At 31.5% G+C, this 15,528-nt stretch carries 14 protein-coding genes; 7 read left to right on the top strand and 7 right to left on the bottom strand.

Annotation, left to right across the window (positions count from 1 at the left end):
- Window positions 1-23: 23 nt before the first annotated feature.
- Together BT151_RS03450 and BT151_RS03445 are read right to left on the bottom strand one after the other, a co-directional pair.
- Window positions 24-533 carry an acyl-CoA thioesterase gene (locus BT151_RS03450; protein ID WP_072400352.1) on the bottom strand — a complete coding sequence of 170 codons (510 nt, stop codon included), beginning with the start codon at window positions 531-533 and terminating at the stop codon, window positions 24-26.
- A 69-nt stretch (window positions 534-602) separates the two neighbouring features.
- Window positions 603-1,538: an HU domain-containing protein gene (locus BT151_RS03445; RefSeq protein ID WP_072400351.1), complete on the bottom strand. Its 936-nt coding sequence runs from the start codon at window positions 1,536-1,538 to the stop codon at window positions 603-605.
- 104 nt (window positions 1,539-1,642) lie between these two features.
- Between BT151_RS03445 and dprA the strand changes: the two genes are divergently transcribed.
- Window positions 1,643-2,746: a DNA-processing protein DprA gene (gene dprA / locus BT151_RS03440; protein ID WP_072400350.1), complete on the top strand. Its 1,104-nt coding sequence runs from the start codon at window positions 1,643-1,645 to the stop codon at window positions 2,744-2,746.
- Here dprA and trpS read toward each other — a convergent pair.
- On the bottom strand, window positions 2,743-3,711 hold the full coding sequence (trpS, locus tag BT151_RS03435) for a tryptophan--tRNA ligase (RefSeq protein WP_072400349.1): 969 nt from the start codon (window positions 3,709-3,711) through the stop codon (window positions 2,743-2,745). The two genes, dprA and trpS, sit on opposite strands and share 4 nt — an antisense overlap.
- Window positions 3,712-3,827: 116 nt before the next feature.
- Between trpS and BT151_RS03430 the strand changes: the two genes are divergently transcribed.
- A complete protein-coding gene (locus BT151_RS03430) occupies window positions 3,828-4,565 on the top strand; it encodes a lysophospholipid acyltransferase family protein (RefSeq protein WP_072400348.1) in 738 nt (245 codons plus the stop codon).
- Between the two features lie 85 nt (window positions 4,566-4,650).
- On the opposite strand, the gene BT151_RS03425 is transcribed toward BT151_RS03430, so the two are convergent.
- The 4 genes from BT151_RS03425 to recA all read right to left on the bottom strand — a co-directional run bounded on the left by BT151_RS03425 (window position 4,651) and on the right by recA (window position 8,330).
- Window positions 4,651-6,243, bottom strand: a complete 1,593-nt coding sequence (locus BT151_RS03425) for a hypothetical protein (protein ID WP_072400347.1) — start codon at window positions 6,241-6,243, stop codon at window positions 4,651-4,653.
- Entirely contained in the window at window positions 6,243-6,785 is a 543-nt protein-coding gene (locus BT151_RS03420) for an RNA polymerase sigma factor (protein WP_072400346.1), read from the bottom strand. Before BT151_RS03420 ends, BT151_RS03425 begins: the two co-directional genes overlap by 1 nt.
- 29 nt (window positions 6,786-6,814) lie before the next feature.
- Window positions 6,815-7,225 (bottom strand): hypothetical protein, encoded by a 411-nt coding sequence (locus BT151_RS03415; RefSeq protein WP_072400989.1) that lies wholly within the window; start codon window positions 7,223-7,225, stop codon window positions 6,815-6,817.
- 103 nt (window positions 7,226-7,328) lie between these two features.
- Window positions 7,329-8,330, bottom strand: a complete 1,002-nt coding sequence (gene recA / locus BT151_RS03410; RefSeq protein WP_072400988.1) for a recombinase RecA — start codon at window positions 8,328-8,330, stop codon at window positions 7,329-7,331.
- Between the two features lie 396 nt (window positions 8,331-8,726).
- Between recA and trhO the strand changes: the two genes are divergently transcribed.
- From trhO to BT151_RS03385, 5 genes are all read left to right on the top strand, one after another.
- Complete coding sequence (trhO, locus tag BT151_RS03405) at window positions 8,727-9,800, top strand: oxygen-dependent tRNA uridine(34) hydroxylase TrhO (RefSeq protein WP_072400345.1); 1,074 nt, start codon at window positions 8,727-8,729, stop codon at window positions 9,798-9,800.
- Window positions 9,801-9,906: 106 nt separating this feature from the next.
- Complete coding sequence (locus BT151_RS03400) at window positions 9,907-11,148, top strand: PSP1 domain-containing protein (protein WP_072400344.1); 1,242 nt, start codon at window positions 9,907-9,909, stop codon at window positions 11,146-11,148.
- On the top strand, window positions 11,135-11,629 hold the full coding sequence (locus tag BT151_RS03395) for a gliding motility lipoprotein GldH (protein ID WP_072400343.1): 495 nt from the start codon (window positions 11,135-11,137) through the stop codon (window positions 11,627-11,629). The genes BT151_RS03400 and BT151_RS03395 overlap by 14 nt, the downstream gene beginning before the upstream one ends.
- A 42-nt stretch (window positions 11,630-11,671) precedes the next feature.
- Entirely contained in the window at window positions 11,672-14,008 is a 2,337-nt protein-coding gene (locus BT151_RS03390; RefSeq protein WP_072400342.1) for a transglycosylase domain-containing protein, read from the top strand.
- Between the two features lie 760 nt (window positions 14,009-14,768).
- Window positions 14,769-15,503 carry a GLPGLI family protein gene (locus tag BT151_RS03385; protein WP_072400341.1) on the top strand — a complete coding sequence of 245 codons (735 nt, stop codon included), beginning with the start codon at window positions 14,769-14,771 and terminating at the stop codon, window positions 15,501-15,503.
- Window positions 15,504-15,528: the final 25 nt, after the last annotated feature.

Genomic DNA, 15,528 nt, shown 5'->3' with positions numbered 1-15,528 from the left:
ATTTACTAGTTTAAGTAAATCATTTAATCAAACAAAGCTTTTAATTCTGTAGCTTCATTTGGTTTAATTTTTCCAGCTAAAAGTAAACTTAGTTGTTTTCGGCGTAAAGCAGCAGCAAAGCGTTCTTTTTCTAAATCGGTTTCAGGTGTTACTTCTGGTACAGCAATTGGTCGTCCAGTTTCATCAACAGCCACAAAGGTATAAATGGCTTCATTTGCTTTAGTTTTATTGCCAGATTCGCGATCTTCAACCCAAACATCAATAAACACTTCCATAGACGTTTTAAAAGCACGAGACACCTTCGCCTCAACAGTTACAACGCTACCAAGAGGTACAGCACGATTAAATGCTACATGATTTACAGAAGCTGTTACAACTATGCGTCTGCTATGGCGTCTTGCCGAAATACTTGCAGCACGATCCATACGCGCTAGTAATTCGCCACCAAATAAATTATTTAAAGGATTTGTTTCACCAGGTAAGACCATATCGGTCATAATCGTTCTAGATTGTTCGGGTGTTTTTGCTTTCATCATGCTTTTTTTAATGATGTAGCAAAGGTAAAACGATTTTAGGTTTTAGAGATGTATTTTTAGATATAATTAATCTAGCTTTTTAACCAGTAACCAAGCGTCTTTATTGTGGTTTTTTCGAATTTTGCGAATAGCATTTAAGGCTTCTTTTCCAGTTTCGTAACTACCATAAACAACTTGATGTAAACCATATTTGTTAACACCAATTTTTCTAGCGTTAAAGCCATCGGCTTTTAGTTGAGATATTTTTTTATCGCAGTTTTCTTCAACTCTAAAAGCACCTGCTACAATATGATAATTACCAGTTTGTTTGGTAACATTTAGTGTTATGGCAGGAAGTGGGTTTAAGTTAAAAGTAGCTTGCTGTATTTTAGTATCTAATTGTTTTGTCGCTTCTTCTTGTGCTAATTGATTATGTTCTTCAATTTGATTTACATAAAAATTAGAAGCCACTAAACCACCAAGTGTTAAAGCGATTACTGCAACAGCTGCATATTTTAAATAAGGTCTTGCTTTACGTTTTTCTGGCGTAATTGCAATTGGAATTACTTTTTCAATAGTTTCAACTTCTTCTTTATAAACTTCGCGAGTTACTGTTGATGATGCAAACTGAGATAATCCAAAAGAATCGGTTAAATAATTTAAATGATAAGTAGGCTCAAATAAAATTTTGCCTTCATTATTAAAAACGATATCACCAATATTTTTAAACGAAAGTGTTTCGCCTTGTGTTAAATACGATTTTAATAATTTAACACGTTTAGCAATTTTTTTATTAGCAACCTCAAAAGGTACTTTTTCAATATCTGCAATATAATGCGCTAATAAGCCGTCATTTTTTTGAATTTGCTCATTAAAAGACACCATTTTTTTTGGCGCATAAAATGTATTTGATGTTTCATCAATAGATGCAGAAGTGTTTTGTGTTAAAAATGAACCAAAATCTGGGATGGTAACACATTCGTATCTGTAAAGCAAATCGCTTATGTAGGTTTCTAATTGCATAAAAACAAAGTTAAAAAATTATGCTTTCCAATAAAATTTTGGCATAACTATTTATTAACACTTCAAAAATGCTTTTATTGCGGTTTCAAAATCAAATACTTAAGATGACAGAAAACAATTTGCTTTATACTCTAGCGCTTCAACAAGTACCAAATATTGGGGATATTACAGCAAAACGATTAATAAATCATTGTGGTTCTGCAGAAGAAGTTTTAAAAGAGAAAAAACAAAATCTACTCAAAATTGATGGTATAGGAGCGGTTATGTTAGAGGCATTATTTAAAAAAAGTTATTTAAAGGAAGCCGAAAAAGAGATTGATTTTATTAAAGCGAATAATATTAAAGCATTTTATTTTAACGATAAAAATTATCCTGAAAAACTAAAACATTGTATAGATGGACCTATTTTATTATTTCAATCGGGCAACATAGATTTAGAGAATAGACATATTATAAGTATTGTAGGCGCAAGAAAAATAACGAGCAATGGTATAGCATTTTGCGAATCTTTAGTTGAAGCACTTGTGCCTTATAACCCTGTAATTATTTCAGGATTTGCTTACGGAACAGATATTACTGCTCACAAAGCAGCTATGAAACATAACCTACAAACCATTGGTTGTTTAGCACATGGTTTAAACACTATTTATCCGCAAGTGCATAAAAAGTATATGGTTGAAGTTGAAAAAAACGGAGGATTTTTAACCGACTTTTGGAGCACAGATAAATTAGATAGGAATAATTTTTTAAAGAGAAACAGGGTTATTGCAGGTATAAGTGAAGCCACAATTGTTATTGAATCTGCTGAAAAAGGAGGAAGTTTAGTAACTGCCGATATTGCAAACTCTTATAACAGAGATGTATTTGCAGTTCCTGGGCGTACAACCGATTTACAAAGTGTTGGGTGTAATAATTTGATAAAGCACCAAAAAGCACATATGCTGAGCTCTCCATTAGATGTACCATATATTTTAAATTGGCAGTTAGAAAATGATAAAAAACCAGCAATACAAAAGCAACTTTTTGTTGAGCTAGATGCTACCGAAAAGGTGATTTATAATTACCTAAAAGAAAACGAAAAGCAACAATTAGATGGTATTGCAATTAATTGCAATCTACCTATTTTTAAAGTAGCGAGTGTTTTATTGACTATGGAATTAAAAGGAGTTATTAGGCCTTTGCCTGGAAAGTTGTTTGAGGTTATTTAATACCCAACTTTCTCTCTAACTCTATCCAAAACATCATTGGCAATCAACTTCGCTTTTTCGGCGCCAACAGCCAAAGCCGTATCAATTTCGTAGAGGTTATTCATATAATAATTATAACGTTCGCGTTGTATTGCAAATGTTTCAACTATCAATTCAAATAAGGCTTGTTTTGCGTGTCCGTAACCATAATTACCATTTTCGTAATTCGCTTTCATTGTAGCTATTTGTTCATCATTAGCTAACAAACTATAAATAGCAAAACAATTACAAGTTTTCCAGTCTTTAGGTTGCTCAAGAGGCGTGCTGTCGGTTTGAATACCCATTATTTGTTTACGTAGTTTTTTATCATCTAAAAATATATTGATGATGTTATTTCTACTTTTACTCATTTTTTCGCCATCGGTACCAGGAATAAGCATTGTGTTTTTTTGTACTTCTGCTTTGGGTAAAACAAAGGTTTCTCCAACTTTTGCATGAAAACGAGAGGCGACATCACGTGTCATTTCAATATGTTGTTCTTGATCTTTCCCTACAGGAATAATTTCAGCATCATAAAGCAAAATATCAGCTGCCATTAACATTGGGTAAGTAAACAAACCAGAGTTTACATCTTCTAATCTATCGGCTTTATCTTTAAAACTATGTGCTAATGTTAAACGCTGGTATGGAAAAAAGCAACTTAAATACCAAGAGAGTTCTGTTACTTGTGGCACATCACTTTGTCTGTAAAATACTGTTTTTTCTATGTCTAAACCAAAAGCCAACCAGGTTGCAGCAGTAGAATATGTATTAGTACGCAATGTTTCGGCATTTTTAATTTGCGTTAACGTATGCAGATTTGCAATAAAAAGATAAGAATCATTTTCAGGCTTTTCAGCCATTTTTATTGCTGGAATAATTGCTCCTAAAATATTTCCTAAATGTGGTGTTCCTGTACTTTGTATGCCTGTAAGTATTCTTGCCATAATTTTATTCCCATGAAAGAGGAAATCTCATTAAAGTTAATCTTAAATTTTCTTCTTCGAGCAAAGGTAATTTTTTTAATAGAATTGCTCAATACAATTATGTATTTTTGGATTTTATGATAGTATTTAAATATATTTTCTGGGTATTGTACCGCATTTGGTTTTACATCCTTGTAGCGTTGCCAATTCTTATTATGTTTCCGTTGCTTTTAATTTCTATATTAAAAGAATCTTGGTATCCATTATTTTTTAAACTTGCTAGAATTTGGTCTAAAACTATTTTAATAGGCATGGGTTTTGCTTATCAAATTGAACGGGAACAAACTCCTGAAAAGAACAAAAGCTATATGTTTATTGCTAACCATACGTCTATGGTAGATATTATGCTGATGTTAGTTTCGGTTAAAAGACCATTTGTTTTTGTTGGTAAAAAAGAGCTGACTAAAATTCCGCTTTTTGGATTTTTCTACAAACGAACCTGTATTTTGGTAGATAGAAGCTCACCAAAAAGTAGACAAGCTGTTTTTTTAAGAGCGCAACGCCGATTAAAATCTGGGGTTAGTATTTGTATTTTTCCTGAAGGAGGTGTGCCAGAAGAAAATATTATGTTAGATGAATTTAAAGATGGCGCGTTTAGGTTAGCGATAAACCATCAAATACCTATTGTGCCGTTAACATTTGCCGATAATAAAAAGCGTTTTTCTTATACATTTTTTAGTGGAGGACCTGGTAAAATGCGTGTAAAAATTCATGAGTTTTTATCGACTAAAGGGTTAACTATCAAAGAGACTAAAGTTTTAAATGATAAAGCAAGAGATATTATTCTAAAACAATTACAGGCTTTTAATAAATAAAAAAACTGCTCGGGGAATGAGCAGTTTTATTTGATATGCATTTTCGAGCTTAATTGAAAACACACATCCAGATCTAACCAAAAACCTAGAACTTAATGGCGAATCCAGTATAAACACCTATAAAAAAAGGTGTAAAATTGCCGGAAGTATTTTTAAATGTGTTGATTTGATATTTGAAAATTGGTTCTAAATTCAAATCTATTTTTTTAGACATTTTATAATTTAAACCCAATCCAAAATTAGCACTATAACTCACTTTATTTATATTATTAGCTTCACCTAAAAAGGTTCTGCTACCATTTTCTGCTTCAGAAAATATTTCATTATTATTTAAAAAGAATGAACTAAATCCACCAATTACATTAACACCTAGTTTTTTATCGGAAAGCGTGTATTGAATTTCTAATGGAATTTCTATGTAACCAAAAGCTTGATTTATTGATGTGTTGGTAGTTTCAAAAGATTCAGGAATTTTTGCAGTATTTAAGCTTTCAAAACTATTTGTAATAGAAACTACATCTTGTGATATATCACTATTTATATTAGCTGTTGAAGCATTAACATTTTGCAACGAACCACTACTTGATCTTATTCCTGTAGATTGAAAAACAATAACATCATTGGTATTATAGCCTAAATTCACTTTGTTTATACCAGAGCGAATAGTGAGTTTATTATTTATAGCATAACTAGCAGCAATACCGTAACTCATATTTAGCTCTCCTGATTTAGAGTTTTTATTAAATTGAGGATCAATAGAAGAGCCATCTCCTAAGGAGTTAAAATAAACAGGCGCAGCATTTGGGGCAATACTCCACCTGTTTTGGGTTTCCTCTTCTTCTTCAATAATATCTTTGTTTTTTTCTAAAGCATCTTCAATTGTAAGTGTTTTTTCTTCTGTTTTGTTATCCGCTAAAGTTTCTGTTTCTTCATCTTTTACATCTGTAATAGCGGTGTTGTTTTTTGAATGATTAATAAGCTCTTGAGCTTTATCTTTATTGATTAGCAACTCATCTTTTTTATCGGAATAGGCGTTTTCTTCATTTGAAGATGCAGTAGTACTGCTGTTTTCTTTTTTATTTTGAAGATTTTCTTTGCTAGTATTTTCATTATAATGATTAGCGACTGCTTTATTATTACTAGAATCTAATAATGTGTTTTTAGCATTTTGTGTTTTATTTGAAATTTGCTTTGCTTTGCTTTCATTTTTATTTTTTGTAGCTGAATTTTCCGCTACTGATGACTCATTTGAAGGTGTTAAATTATTTAAAGGGGATTTAAAATTAGCGTCTTTAGTTGATGTTTTTATGTCTTCTTTTGAGTTGGAATTATCCGTAACAGCGGTTTTTGTTTCAGAAGCACTATTTAAATCTTCTAAAGGCGTTTTGCTTTGAGTATTTGTTTTTTCTGAAGCATTATTTTCAGTTTCTACAACTTGATTTTTTTGATTATCATTAGAATTATCAGGAGTTTTAAAATAAACACTACCAATAGTTAAAAGCAGCAATAATAAAGCTGCAATACCCGCATAACGCCACCAGATTGGAATAACAAGCCTTTTTTTCTTTTTCTTGTTTAATTTTGCTTCAATGTTTTCCCAAACAGCATCTCTAGGTGTGGCTTCAAAATCTTTTAGGCCCTCTTGGAATAATCTGTCTATATGTTTTTTATCACTCATTATAGTAATTGTGAATGTTCTGCTGCTTTATAGTCTTCAATAGTCTGTTTTAAAATTTGTCTAGCTCTAGCCAAATTAGATTTTGAAGTTCCTATATTTATATTAAGCATATTTGCTATCTCTTTATGCGAATAACCATCCAATACATAAAGGTTAAAAACCAATCTATATCTGTCTGGTAATTGTTGAATAATTTGTAATAGATAATCGATTGAAATGGAATCTTCCTCAATTTCTATTTCAACTTCTTCTATGGTATTTTCATTTATTATATCAAAAACCTTTTCATTCCGGTAGCGTTGTAAAGCGGTATTTATAGTAATACGTTTTAACCAGCCCTCAAAAGAACCTTTGCTTTTATATTGTTCAATTTTTTTGAAAATAGTTAAAAATGCATCTTGCAAATTATCTTCTGCTTCTGCATAGTTTCGTGAATACTTTAAGCAAATAGCGAATAGTTTGCTCGAAAAGAGCTTATACAATTCACCTTGCGCTTTAGTATCATCAATTTTACAATTTTCTATGAGTTGATTTAAACTCAAACTAAAACATGTATTAATTAATATTTAAATTATCCTGTAACCGGAACTTCAATAATTAAATATTGTGATTCTCCTTCGGTGTCTTCGCCTTGCCAAAATTTAAAAATATAAGAGCCGTTACTTGTTACTGTAAAATTAAAAGTGGCTTCTACTAACTCGTCTTCAAGTGGTTGACAATTATTGCTTTCAAAAACATAGTTTATAGGAGCTACTGTGCGTTCATTATTTTCCTTGTAATAATAAAACTCTTTAAAGTTATGACAAGTTGTAGGTCTAAAATAATAAATTGTAATAGGATATGTTTCTCCTAACTCAAACTCATCAGGAATGTCTACACTTTCAACAGGCAAAGCTTCAGAAGTATATTTTGGAGAATCTTCATTAATACTGCATGATGCTAAACCCACCAAGGTTAAGCAAAAAACAATAAATTTTTTCATAGCAAACAATTTAGGGTTAATTACATGTTCTACTTGTAGATGCAACATTAATAGAAAGGTTGCGTATGAAACAAAAAAAATCCCGAATTAACGGGATTTTTAATTATTTTTCTGACACGGCCTTTCTAACCTTGCCCTCTAACTCATCCATGAGTTCGGGGTTGTCTTTTATTAATGCTTTAACGGCATCACGTCCTTGTCCAAGTTTGGTTTCATCGTAACTAAACCATGATCCGCTTTTTTTAACAATTTCATGTTCTACAGCTAAATCTAAAATTTCACCAACCTTACTCACACCTTCACCGTACATAATGTCAAATTCTGCCATTTTAAAAGGAGGAGCAACTTTGTTTTTAACGACTTTTACTCTAGTTTTATTTCCAATTACGTTTCCATCAGTTTCTTTAATTTGAGTAGAACGTCTAATATCTAATCTAACCGAAGCGTAAAATTTTAATGCATTACCACCTGTTGTTGTTTCAGGGTTACCAAACATAACGCCTATTTTTTCACGTAGTTGGTTAATGAAGATTACTGTACAATTGGTTTTGCTAATTGAAGCGGTAAGCTTTCTTAATGCTTGAGACATTAATCGTGCATGTAAACCCATTTTTGAGTCACCCATTTCGCCTTCAATCTCACTTTTAGGCGTTAGAGCCGCAACAGAATCTATTACAACAATATCAATAGCGCCAGAGCGAATTAAGTTATCGGCAATTTCTAAAGCTTGTTCTCCATTATCTGGTTGAGAAATAATTAAGTTATCAATATCAACACCTAGTTTTTCAGCATAAAATCTATCAAAAGCATGTTCTGCATCAATAAATGCTGCAATGCCGCCTGCTTTTTGAGCTTCGGCAATAGCGTGTAAAGTTAATGTAGTTTTACCTGAAGATTCAGGGCCATAAATTTCAATAACACGTCCGCGTGGGTAACCACCAACGCCTAATGCAATATCTAAACCTAAAGAGCCAGATGGAATAGCATCAACATCTACAATTGCAGAATCGCTCATTTTCATTACTGTTCCTTTTCCGTAGGCTTTATCTAGCTTGTCTAATGTAAGTTTTAATGCTTTTAATTTAGCTTCTTTTTCGCTGCTCATTTTTCTATATTTTTCTAAAAAATTGTATGCTAAAATACTACAACTTTTGGCACAATACAATTTTATCACGCAACCTTTTTCCACATTTTGCATCTAATATAAAAAGAGGAAAAATTTTGCTATGAAAAAGTTATGAAATTTTTCAAACAAACAATTTTAATTAAGGCATTAGGTGTTTCAGTTACTATTCTAATAAATAGCAATTGTAAAGCCGATGGTGGCTAAATCCGAGATATTATTTTAGGTAAAAATTAAAGTAATATTAACTACGGATTAGTCAAGAAAAAGCACTTTATGTTTACTAAAGTGCTTTTTTTATGCCATAAATTGTGGTTCTTTTTAAAAATTGTATTTTTGCTGCTTAAAATATTTTTTAACCTTAAAAATTAGTATAGCATGCAACTGTACAATAAGTTAAGCGCAAAAGAAAGAGCAGAATTAATTGATAAAGCAGGAAAAAATCGATTAACACTTTCTTTTTACCAATATGCCAAAATTGGCAATCCGCAAGTTTTTAGAGACCATTTGTTTATTACTTGGAACGCTTTAGATGTTCTTGGTAGAATTTATGTTGCTCACGAGGGTATTAATGGGCAATTATCACTTCCCGCAGATCGTTTCAACGAATTTAAAAATCACTTAGATTCTATAGATTTTTTAAAAGATATTAGATTAAACATTGCTGTAGAGCAAGACAACAAATCCTTTCTTAAACTAAAAGTAAAGGTGCGTAATAAAATTGTTGCCGATGGTTTAAACGATGACACTTTTGATGTTACAAACAAAGGAATTCATTTAAAAGCAGAGGAGTTTAATCAATTTATTGAAGATGAAAACACGGTTTTGGTGGATATGCGTAACCATTACGAAAGTGAAATTGGGCGTTTTAAAAATGCCGTAACACCAGATGTAGATACGTTTAGAGACTCTTTAGATATTATTGAAGACGATTTAAAAGACCATAAAGAAGACAAAAACCTGGTTATGTATTGTACTGGAGGTATTCGTTGCGAAAAGGCTAGTGCATACTTTAAACACAAAGGTTTTAAAAATGTATACCAGCTTGAAGGCGGTATTATTGAGTACACTAGGCAGGTAAACGAGAAAAATTTAGAGAATAAGTTTTTAGGTCAAAATTTTGTGTTTGATGATAGGCGTGCAGAACGAATAAGTGAAGATGTTATAGCTAATTGCCACCAATGTGGAAATCCTTTTGATGTTCATACTAACTGTGCAAACGAAGCTTGTCATCTATTATTTATACAATGTGATGATTGTAAACGCGACATGGAAAATTGCTGTTCTACCAATTGTATGGAAATAAACAGGCTCCCCCACGAAGAGCAAAAAGAGCTTAGAAAAGGACAAGGAAATAGCAATGATATTTTCAAAAAAGGACGTGCAAATCATTTACCTTACAAAAAGGACTTAAGAAACATTTTTGATGTTTTACAGAAAAAAAGCATTTAGTTTAAATAGCTTCTAGTCTTTTAAATAATCTTATATTTACAATCAATATAATTTAATCATCTTCCGTTAAACTGTTAGGTTTAATCGGAATCAATATATATAATTTATGGCTTGTGCAAGTTGCTCAACGAAAGACGGCTCTCCAAAAGGCTGCAAAAATAATGGTACTTGTGGGACAGATAGTTGTAATAAACTAACTGTTTTTGATTGGTTAGCGAATATGTCGCTTCCTAATGGCGAAAAACCCTTTAATTGGGTTGAGGTACGTTATAAAAATGGCAGAAAAGAATACTATCATAACACCGAAAATTTAACGCTTAGCATTGGCGATATTGTTGCAACTCAAGCAAAATCTGGTCATGATATTGGTATGGTTACTCTTACGGGAGAATTGGTGCGTATTCAAATGAAACGTAAAAACATACCCGAAAACTTAGAGGAAGCTCTAAAAATATATAGAAAAGCAAGCCAGAAGGATATTGATATTTGGTCTGAAGCTCGCGATAAAGAAGAGCCAATGAAGGTTAGAGCTCGTCAATTTGCAATAGATTTGAAGTTGCAAATGAAAATCTCTGATATCGAATTTCAAGGTGATGCAAGCAAAGCCACATTTTATTATACAGCAGAAGACCGTGTAGATTTTAGAGAACTTATAAAAGTTTTTGCGCGAGAATTTAGAACTCGTATAGAAATGAAACAAGTAGGGTTTCGTCAAGAAGCAGCAAGACTTGGTGGTATTGGTTCTTGTGGGCGCGAATTATGTTGCTCTACTTGGTTAACAGATTTTCGATCGGTAAGTACATCGGCGGCACGTTATCAGCAATTATCATTAAATCCGCAAAAACTAGCGGGACAATGTGGTAAATTAAAATGCTGTTTAAATTACGAGTTAGACACCTATCTTGATGCTTTAAAAAGTTTTCCTAAAACAGATATAAAATTACAAACCGAAAAAGGGACTGCAGTATGCCAAAAAACAGATATTTTTAAAGGGCACATGTGGTATGCTTATGAAGGCGAATGGATGAATTGGCACAAAATAACTACAGAACAAGCCAATGAAATTATTGAACAAAACAAAAAAAACATAAAAGTTGCTAGCCTTGAAGAATATGCTTCAGACCTTATAGAAGATACTAAAACGGAGTTTGAGAACGTTGTAGGTCAAGATAGTTTAACAAGGTTCGATAGTCCAAAACCTTCAAATAAACGTAAAAACAATAGAAAGAAAGGTAATCAAGGACAAAGCAATAAAAATGCTACACCAAATAATAATAATTCTAAGCAGAATAACAGAAACAAAAACAATAGGAGAAAACCTCAAAACAGTAAAAATGCTGCAAAATAGAGTCTTGTTATTTTTTATAATGTTTTCTTTTGTATTAGCATCTTGCGATTCTAATCGTGTTTTTGATACCTATAAATCTATTCCAAATAAATGGCATAAAGATTCTATTGTTACTTTTAAGATAACGCCTCCAGATTCTACAAATGCTTATAATTTGTTTGTTAATTTTAGAAACACTAATGCATACAAATACAATAATTTGTTTTTAATTGTCGAAATGGTTTTTCCACACGGTAAAACAGTAAAAGACACTTTAGAATATAAAATGGCAGAGCCTAATGGGAAACTTTTAGGTGCTGGTTATACAGATGTTAAAGAAAACAAGTTGTGGTACAAAGAACAAGTTATTTTTAAAGAAGCAGGAGAATACACTGTTAATATTCAACACGCTATGCGTGAAAATGGCAAAGTTAATGGCGTTATAGAACTTGAAGGTGTCACAGATATTGGCTTTAGAATAGAAAATATTAATAATAAATAAATTGTCAAACTAAACACTTTTTAAGTGTTTTATACATAGCAGATGGCAACAAAAAAGCAAACAACAACAGTCCAAGATTTTTCAAAATACATCCGTTGGTTTTGGATGGTGTTTTTAGGAGGTATATTAGCCTTATTATTATTATTTATGCTTGCATCTTGGGGAGCATTTGGGGAAATGCCCGATCATACTGTTTTAGAAAATCCTAAAACTAATTTAGCAACTGAAATTATTTCTTCCGACGGAAAAACTTTAGGTAAATTTTATTTTAATGATAATAGAACACCTGTTGGTTATGATGATTTGTCACCCTTTTTAGTTGATGCTTTAATTGCTACAGAAGACGCGCGTTTTAAAAAACATTCTGGAATTGATGCTAGAGGAACTTTAAGAGCCGTATTTAAACTAGGTAGTGGAGGCGGTGCAAGTACTATTTCTCAACAGCTTGCAAAACAATTATTTCATGGTGAAGGTTCAGAAAACATCATAGAGCGTATTTTGCAAAAGGCAAAAGAATGGATTATTGCCATACGTTTAGAACGTCAATATACCAAAGAAGAAATTATAGCACAGTATTTTAATATTTATGATTTTGGTAATAATGGTGATGGTATTCGAAGTGCATCAAGTATTTATTTTGATAAAGAACCTATTGATTTAGACATAAAAGAAGCTGCTATGTTGGTTGGTATGTTTAAAAATTCATCATTATATAATCCAAGAAGAAACCCAGAAGGAGTAAAAAACAGACGTGATGTGGTGTTGTATCAAATGGAAAAATATGATTTTATAAATGAAACTATTAAAGATTCGCTTCAAAAAACAGACCTCGATTTAAATTATACACCACAATCTCATCGTGATGGTATTGCTACTTATTTTAGAGGTTATTTGGATGGTTTTATGAAAAAATGGATTAAAGATAATCCAAAACTAGATGGCACAAAATGGAATCTATATAATGATGGTTTGAAAATTTACACGACCATAGATTCACGCATGCAAAAATACGCTGAAGATGCTGTGCAACAACATATGCCAAGGTTGCAAGCGGAATTTTTTGTTCAGAATACACCTAAAAGAAATCCAACAGCACCTTTTTTAGATTTAGAGCAAAGTGAAATAAATGATTTGCTAAACCGCTCCATGAAACAATCTGAGCGATGGAGGCACATGAAGTATGATTTAAAAAAGTCTGATAAAGAAATTAAAGACTCATTTAATAAACCATCTCAAATGTCTGTTTTTGCATGGAAAGATGGAAAAGCATCAGAGATTGATACTATTATGAAGCCCATAGATTCTATGAGATATTATAAATCATTCCTAAGAACAGGAATGATGTCTATGGATCCACAAACAGGACATGTAAAAGCATGGGTTGGAGGTATAAACTATAGACATTTTCAATATGATATGGTAAAACAAGGGAAGCGCCAAATAGGCTCTACATTTAAACCTTTTGTTTATACCGCAGCAATAGATCAATTACACTTATCACCTTGTGATAAATTCCCAGACACACCTTTTTGTATTGAAGCCGGTAAGTTTGGTAACCCAGAAGAATGGTGTCCTAAAAACGCAGGAGGAAGTTATGGTGGACAAAGAACGTTAAAGAATGCTTTAGCAAACTCGGTTAACACAATTACTGCTAGACTAATTGATAAAGTTGGGCCGCAAACAGTAGTTGATTTAGCAACAAAATTAGGAATTGAATCTGAAATGCTTCCGGTGCCTTCAATAGCATTAGGAACACCAGATATTAGTGTTTACGAAATGGTTGGAGCCTATTCATCATTTGCTAACCAAGGTGTTTACACAAAGCCTGTTATGGTTACAAATATTGAAGATAAAAATGGTACCATTCTTTATCAATTTAAACCAGAAACACGTGATGTAATAAGTGAGGAAACAGCATATGTAACTGTTAAACTTATGGAAGGTGTTACGCAAACAGGTTCTGGAGTTAGGTTAAGAGGTAAAGGTGCAGATTCTTATAGAGCAGATTACAGAGAAATTGTAACAGGCTACCCTTATGAGTTTACAAATCCAATAGCAGGTAAAACAGGTACCACACAAAACCAAAGTGATGGATGGTTTATGGGTATGGTGCCCAATTTAGTTACAGGAGTTTGGGTTGGTGGAGAAGAAAGAGCAACACATTTTGCAAGTATTACTTATGGGCAAGGAGCAGCTATGGCATTACCTATTTGGGGTTTATACATGAAAAGCTGTTATGCTGATGAAGAATTAAATATCTCAAAAGAAGACTTTGTAGCACCAGGAAATCTTTCCATTAATATAGATTGTTCTGAAGAAGCAAATACAGCCACTGATAATGATTCTGAAAAAGATACTCCAGATGATTTAGATTTTTGAAACTAAAATAGTCTCGATACAATTTTTTATAAATAAATCGAATTGACATATTTGAAAATATTTCGATTGATAATGAACAATAATTTTAAAAAGTAATACTTATCTTCAATTTTGCTATGGAAAATCCGTAAAATCATACTTTTATTAAAAATTGTAAGAAAAGCTTGTATATTATCATTTTTTTTTTTTTTATGTTTGAAATGTCTGATACCAATTTCTAACATTAAGCCGATAGAAAAAAGTTGAGGGCAACAAGATTAATCTTTACTAGCGCTAGTTTTTTCTCACTTAAACTAAAAATGGCGTACTTAAAATAGCAATGGCTTTTTGTTATTTTAATGCAATCGACTTAACTGTTTTTTCGGCTTTAAAATTCGGCTTAATAATATATTTATTAACCAACCATTTAGTAAATAACTGGTTTAAAAATTTAGAAATTATGAAAAAGGTTTTTAGTCTTTTATTAGTGCTAGGGATGATTATATTCAATTATTCCCATTTGTAAGCTAATAATTTTATAACAGAATATTGCGATGAAGGCCCTGTAGAAGATTGTGACGATTATGCGGCAATGGATTATGAAATAACAGGTGATTCAGAAAGTGCTGAGCAAGCTTTTTATGATTGTATGGATGATGCGATTAATGAACTCGAAAGGGATATGTCTAGTATACCTTAATCTGTATTATTATATTGATTAACAATAAATTAACCTCATAAGTTATATTGTGAGGTTATATTTTAATGATTTTACAATGATATGCATAAATTTTTTTTAGCATTATACCTTCTTATTTCTAGTCTTAATTTTAGTCATTCTCAAAATAAAGTAACAGAAGTTACCTATCAAAGAATTATAAATTTAAACAACCTGCCAGAACAATATACTGCTAAGCAAAAGCAATTTATTAACAATAGGTATAAGAATTATGACTTACTAAGTTATACATTGCTTTTTAATAAAAATGAATCGTTATTTTTTTTAAGTGATTCTATTTCAGGATTATTTCATGATATTGAAGATAATTCCTTAAAAAAAATAATTCTAAATGAGGGTGAAAAAAAATATTACAAAAATATTAACGAAAAAAAAATATTATACCAAACTATATCTGGTGGTGAAAAATCACTAATAAAACGTGAATTAAATCAAATCAAATGGAAATTACTAAACGAAACCAAACAAATTGATAGGTACAATTGCTTTAAAGCACAATTAATATATAGTAATGAGTTATTAGGTTATAATAAAAATATGGTTATTGAAGCTTGGTATACACCTGAAATATCTATCCCTTTTGGGCCAATACATTTTGAAGGTCTCCCTGGTTTAATACTAGAGTTAGAACTTGGTAGAAACGTGTATTATGTTACATCAATTAAATTCAATAGTAACAATATAATACAACCATTAACAGAAGAAGAAAAGGTTATAACCCAAGAAGCCTACAGTACCTATTTAAAAGATTTTATTGAGCAAATATCAAAAAAATAACTCAATTTATTTGAAAACTTGTTTA

This window comes from Flaviramulus basaltis, from assembly GCF_900114265.1.
Classification (GTDB): domain Bacteria; phylum Bacteroidota; class Bacteroidia; order Flavobacteriales; family Flavobacteriaceae; genus Flaviramulus; species Flaviramulus basaltis.
This window is presented reverse-complemented; position numbering and strand designations above follow the sequence as displayed.